This window comes from Candidatus Cloacimonadota bacterium (genome assembly GCA_020532085.1).
In the GTDB taxonomy this organism is placed as follows: domain Bacteria; phylum Cloacimonadota; class Cloacimonadia; order Cloacimonadales; family Cloacimonadaceae; genus Syntrophosphaera.
This window is the reverse complement of the sequence record JAJBAV010000070.1, coordinates 1-5,382: the sequence shown is the minus strand read 5'-3', so window position 1 is coordinate 5,382 and position 5,382 is coordinate 1. Positions and strand designations below refer to the sequence as shown.

3 protein-coding genes are annotated in these 5,382 nt (G+C 56.9%); all 3 read left to right on the top strand.

Annotated elements, in window-relative coordinates:
- Positions 1 to 170 precede the first annotated feature (170 nt).
- The 3 genes from LHW45_10900 to LHW45_10890 are packed head-to-tail and all read left to right on the top strand — an operon-like array spanning position 171 to position 5,348.
- On the top strand, positions 171 to 1,322 hold the full coding sequence (locus tag LHW45_10900; protein MCB5286078.1) for a (Fe-S)-binding protein: 1,152 nt from the start codon (positions 171 to 173) through the stop codon (positions 1,320 to 1,322).
- Between the two features lie 60 nt (positions 1,323 to 1,382).
- Complete coding sequence (locus LHW45_10895; protein ID MCB5286077.1) at positions 1,383 to 4,454, top strand: FAD-dependent oxidoreductase; 3,072 nt, start codon at positions 1,383 to 1,385, stop codon at positions 4,452 to 4,454.
- A gap of 54 nt (positions 4,455 to 4,508) precedes the next feature.
- The gene (locus tag LHW45_10890) at positions 4,509 to 5,348 is read left to right on the top strand and encodes a hydrogenase iron-sulfur subunit (GenBank protein MCB5286076.1); all 840 of its coding nucleotides are present in this window, start codon (positions 4,509 to 4,511) and stop codon (positions 5,346 to 5,348) included.
- The last annotated feature ends 34 nt before the right edge of the window (positions 5,349 to 5,382 follow it).

Genomic DNA, 5,382 nt, shown 5'->3' with positions numbered 1-5,382 from the left:
TGAAGGATACCTTCGCCCGGATGCAGATCAAGGAATAAGAGTCTGTAAATCCTTAACTTGACAACATCCATGAGGATTTTCCGGCATAATCCGGTACGGGAAGGGCAAGCGACGGCCCCTGCGCCGGAGGAAGAAGTCGAAAACAGGATTATTATTAAGGAAGGAAATCGATGGAGACTATAGCTCCTTACAAAGAGATTATCGCCGAAGTGAAATCGCACGGTGGGGACGCCTTCAAACGATGCTTTCAGTGCGGGTTGTGCGACAGCGTTTGTCCCTGGAACCGGGTGACGACCTTCAGTATGCGCAAGCTGGTTCGTGAGGCCACCTTCGGCTTGACGGACATTGAGAGCGAAGACATGTGGCGCTGCACCACCTGCGGGAGATGTCCCCAGCAGTGCCCGAGGGACGTGAAACAGATCGAATCCGGTGTTGCCCTGCGGAGGATCGCCACGGAATACGGGGTATTTCCCCATTCCGTTCTGCCCATCAAATCCATTCGAGGCAGCCTCGTGGGTTCGGGGAACCCCCTGAACGAAGAGCGGGGGAAGAGGGCGGATTGGGCCAAGGGTCTGAACGTTCCGGAGTTCACCGAGGACATGGACATCCTCTATTTTCCGGACTGCTACGCCTGCTATGACCCTCGGATGAAGAGGGTGGCCGTGGCCACGGCGAAGATCCTGCAGAAGGCGGGGGTGAATTTCGGCATTCTGGGAGAGAAGGAGGTCTGCTGCGGGGAGAGCATCCGCAAGGCGGGCGACGAGGAGGTCTTCCAGCGTCTGGCCAAGGAAAACATTAAGGCCTTTGTCGACGCCGGGGTGAAGAAGATCCTGGTGTCCTCCCCCCATTGCTACCACACCTTCAAGAACGAATACCCGGAGTTCCGGGTGAACTTCGAGATCGTCCATATATCCCAGTTCCTGGCTGAGCTTATCAGGGAAGGGAAAATCACTCTTAATGGTGAATATGCCAAGAAGCTGACGTGGCACGACCCCTGTTACCTGGGCCGCCACAACGGCATCTATGAAGAGCCGCGGGAGGTTTTGAAGTCCGTTCCCGGCGCGGAGTTTACGGAGCTTCCGGAGCACCACGCCGACAGCCTGTGCTGCGGCGGCGGTGGAGGGCGGATCTGGATGGAAACGGTCAAGGGCGAGCGCTTCTGCGATCTTCGGATTGAGCAGGCCGTGGGCGTCGGCGCGGAGGTGCTGGTGACGGCGTGTCCGTACTGCATCACGAACTTCGAGGACAGCCGGGTGACCATGGGGTTTGACGAGAAGATCGAGGTCAGGGAGATCTCGGAAGTGATTGCGGAACTGATCTAGAACATAGAGGATGAGACATTTTTTTTTCACGAATTCATCAAATTCGCTGAGGGTATATAAATGGAAAAAGAAAAGAACAATTTTGGAGACGTAATGGTCGTCGGCGGTGGGATCAGCGGCATTCAGGCTTCCCTCGATCTTGCCACCGCGGGTTTCAGGGTATTCCTGGTGGAGACGTCACCCAGCATCGGCGGCCACATGGCCCAGCTGGACAAGACCTTCCCCACCAACGACTGCTCCATGTGAATTCTCGCACCCAAACTGGTCGAGGTCGGCCGGCATCCAAACATAGAGGTTCTGACGTACACGGAAGTGGATCGCGTCAAGGGAGAGGCGGGGAATTTCAGTATCACATTAAGGAGAAAACCCAGATACATCATCGAGGACAAGTGCACGGGGTGCGGCACCTGCGTGGAGTACTGCCCCGTCGTTTATCCCGATCAATACAACCAGGAGATCTCGAAGAACAAGGCCATCCATGTCTACTTTGCCCAGGCCATTCCGTTGATCACCTATATCGACGAGAGCTGCCTTTATCTGAAGGAAGAGAAGTGCAAGATCTGCCAAGCCGTTTGCAAGGCGGACGCCATTGATTTGAAGCAGACCGAAGAGTTTGTGGACATCAAGGTGGGGGCCATTATCATGGCGGCCGGCGTGGAGCCCTTTGATCCCAAGGTGAAAGCGGAATACCACTACGGCGAGTTCGCCAATGTGGTCACGGGGATGGATTTCGAGCGTCTACTGGGATCCACCGGTCCCTACGGCGGGGAGATCCTGCGGGCTTCGGACCTGAAGCATCCCCACAAGATCGCCTGGCTTTCCTGCATCGGCTCCCGCCGGGTGACCGAAGGGGAAAACAGCTACTGCTCCATGGTATGCTGCACCTACAGCCAGAAGCATGCGATCCTGACCAAGGACCACGACGCGACGGCGGAGTGCACGATCTTCCATAACGATGTCCGTTCCTATGGGAAGGATTTTGAGCGTTATGTCGACAGGACCCAGGCCCTGGACGGCATCCGGTTCATTCGCAGCTATGTTTCCATCGTCCGTGAGGACCCGGTCACCAAGAATGTCATCCTTCGGTACTCCACGCCTGACGAAGGGGTCAAGGAAGAGGAGTTCGACATGGTTGTTTTAGCCGTGGGCCTGGCTCCTCCCAAGAATTATCTTGAGATGGCGGAAAAGTTCGGCATTGAGCTCAATGAGCACGGTTTTGCCAAGACGGATCTCACAAATCCCATCCAGACGACGAAGCCGGGTATTTTTGTCAGCGGCGGCTTCCAGGGTCCGCTGGACATTCCCGAGTCTGTTTTCAGCGCCAGCGGGGCTGGATCCCAGATCGGCGAGCTTCTCGATTACCGTCGGGGCAATTTGTCCACGGAGCGGATCTATCCGGAAGAGCGTGATGTGTCCGCGGAAGAGCCGAAGATCGGCGTCTTTGTGTGCCACTGCGGGGCGAACATCGGCAGGATCGTCAATGTCCCCGAGGTTGTCGAATACGCCCTGACCCTGCCCAACGTGGTCTACGCCCAGGAGCAGCTTTTCTCGTGCGCGACGAACTCCGCCCAGGAGATCTCCGATAAGACCAGGGAGCTTGGGCTCAACCGTGTGATCATTTCTGCCTGTTCGCCCAGAACCCTGGAGCCTCTGTTCCGGGATACGGTCCGGGAGGCGGGGATCAACCAGTACTATTATGAAATGGCGAATATCCGGGAGCACAACTCCTGGGTGCACCAGAAGGAAAAGGAAGAGGCCACGCAGAAGGCCAAGGACCTCACGCGGATGTCCGTAGCCCGGGCCCGTATGCTGCAGCCCCTGCAGGAATTCGATCTGCCCGTGAACAACAACGCCCTGGTCGTTGGCGGTGGGGTGGCCGGTATGGTCTGCTCCCTGTCCATTGCCGACCAGGGGCATGAGGTTTACCTGATCGAAAAGGGGAAGGACCTGGGCGGCAACGCCAACCGGGTCTATTATACGCTGGAGGGGCTGGATGTTCAGGCCTACCTGGTTGAGCTGAAGCAGAAGATCTACTCGAACCCCCGGGTGCATGTCTACACGGATGCGACCATTCTGGAGGCCGCGGGTTACATCGGGAACTTCGTCACGACGGTAAAGTCTCCGCGGGGAACCACGGAGATCAAACATGGGGCGTCCGTCCTTGCGATCGGTGCGGAGGAATACAAACCGACCGAATACCTCTACGGCCAGGACGAACGGGTCATGACGCAGCTGGAACTGGAGGAGAAGATTGCCGGAGGAGACGAGGCGATTGCCAATGCCCAGTCTCTGGTGATGATCCAGTGCGTAGGTTGCAGAAACGAGGACCGGAATTACTGTTCGAGGATCTGCTGTACCCATGCCATCAAGAATGCCCTGAAGCTGAGGGAAAAGAATCCCGAAATGGATATCTACATCCTGTTCCGGGATATGAGGACCTACGGGTTTTCCGAAGATTATTACCGTCAGGCTTCGGAGATGGATGTGAAATTTATCCGCTTTGAACCGGCGGATTCCCCCCAGGTGGAACCGGTTGTTGAGGAAGGGCGGCCCGTGCTGCGGGTGACGGTTCCCGATCCGATTCTGGGTCAGTATATGGCCCTGGATGCCGATTATCTCGTATTGTCCGCCGCCACGCTTCCATCGGAAGCGACGAAGGAAGTGGCGGCGCAGTTCAAGGTTGTTTTGAGCCTGGACGGCTTCTTCAAGGAAGCCCACGTGAAACTGAGGCCGGTGGAGTTCGCCACCGACGGCGTGTTCCTCTGCGGTCTGGCTCAGTATCCCAAGCACATCACGGAAACGATCAACCAGGCTTACGGCTGCGCCGGTCGGGTCCTGACGCTGCTGTCCCGTGATACGGTCGCGGCCTCCGGTTCGGTCTGCGAGGTGAATGAGAAGAAGTGCATGGGTTGCGGTTCCTGCGCATCGGTGTGCACCTACGGCGCGATCGAAATGCGCGAGACCAAGCAGGGGCGGAAGGCGACGATGAATCCCGTTCTGTGCAAGGGTGACGGCCTCTGTAATGCCATGTGTCCGACGGGTGCGATTTATCTGAAGCACTATACGGAAGATGAGCTTATGGCCCAGATCGATGCGATCGTTCCGGAACAGGTGGCGGCTGAAGTCCAGTAGGGTGCAGCCGGCCGTTGAGAATCAGCAAGAAAGAATCTCAGGAAGGAGAAAGAAATGGCTGAAAAATTTAAGCCTCGGATCATCGGCTTCGTTTGCCACTGGTGAGCATACGGTGCCGCTGACCTGGCTGGAGTTTCCAGACTGCAATATACACACGAAATGAGGCTGGTCCGTGTCATGTGCACGGGACGGGTAGATTTAACCCATATACTTCGTGCCTTCATGAACGGCTGCGACGGGGTGTTCGTCGGCGGATGCCACCTCGGGGAGTGCAACTACATCACGAACGGCAATTACCATGCTCAGAACATGGTGGCCCTGGGGAAGAAGCTTCTGGAGCGCATCGGGATGGATCCCGAGCGCCTGCGGCTGAACTTCATGTCCGGGGCGGAAGCGAACCTTTATGCGGACTGCGTCAACGCCTTCGTCAAGACGATCAAGGAAATCGGTCCTCTCGGCGTCAAGGAGGGAATCGCGAAGGAAGATCTCGATGCCCGGCTTGGGGAGCTTTACGGGCAGATCCCCTACATCAAGGTGATGACGAACGACAAGCTGGGGACTCCGTTGTACAGCCAAGAGGAAGTGGAAAAGCTGTTCACGACGGAGGAGGTCGAGAAGCTGTTCAGCGAGAAGCTGTCGTACTACATCGATCCCCAGAAGTGTCAGGCCTGCATGACCTGTGCGCGGAGATGCCCCGTTGATGCGATCATCAGCGCGAAGAAACAGGTTCACATCATTCAGCAGGATAAATGCATCCGCTGCGGTGCCTGCTTCGCGGCCTGTCCGCCTCAGTTCAGCGCGATTACGAAGCTGGCAGGTGGTGAGACTGTTCCCCCGCCTCCCCCGGAAGGTCAGAGGGACATCGTCAAAAAGGGCAAGGAAGCGACAGCGTGACTTGAGGTGAAATATTGTTTCGGGCCTGGGCAGA